Origin of the sequence: Streptomyces sp. SID3343, assembly GCF_009865215.1 — a bacterium.
Taxonomy (GTDB): Bacteria; Actinomycetota; Actinomycetes; order Streptomycetales; family Streptomycetaceae; genus Embleya.
In genome coordinates this window covers 1-261 of record NZ_WWJX01000416.1, presented here as the reverse complement: position 1 = coordinate 261, position 261 = coordinate 1, and the positions used below count along the sequence as shown (strand labels likewise).

Below are 261 nucleotides of genomic sequence, written 5' to 3'. Positions count from 1 at the left end.
CGGACCGTCGGCTTCGGGGCCGTTGGCCCCCGAGCCGTTCGCGACCGCAGCCATCGGCGCGGCAGCCGGCGAGTCGCTCTTGCGAGCCCGCCGCCGACCGCTGGTGGTCCGGACGCCGTAGCCGACGAGGACCGCGGTGCGGGTGTCCTTCTTGTCTGCGCCGGCGACCTGTTCGACCTCCGCGGCCGGCTCGGGCACCAGGTCCTCGGCCAGGGCCTCGGCCCGGACCGGTTCCGGCGCCTGTGCGGCGGGCTCGGGCTC

At 77.4% G+C, this 261-nt stretch carries 1 pseudogene; it reads right to left on the bottom strand.

Annotated features, from left to right (window positions below):
• Positions 1 to 261, bottom strand: a pseudogene (locus GT354_RS13500) (2-oxo acid dehydrogenase subunit E2); the annotation flags it as partial.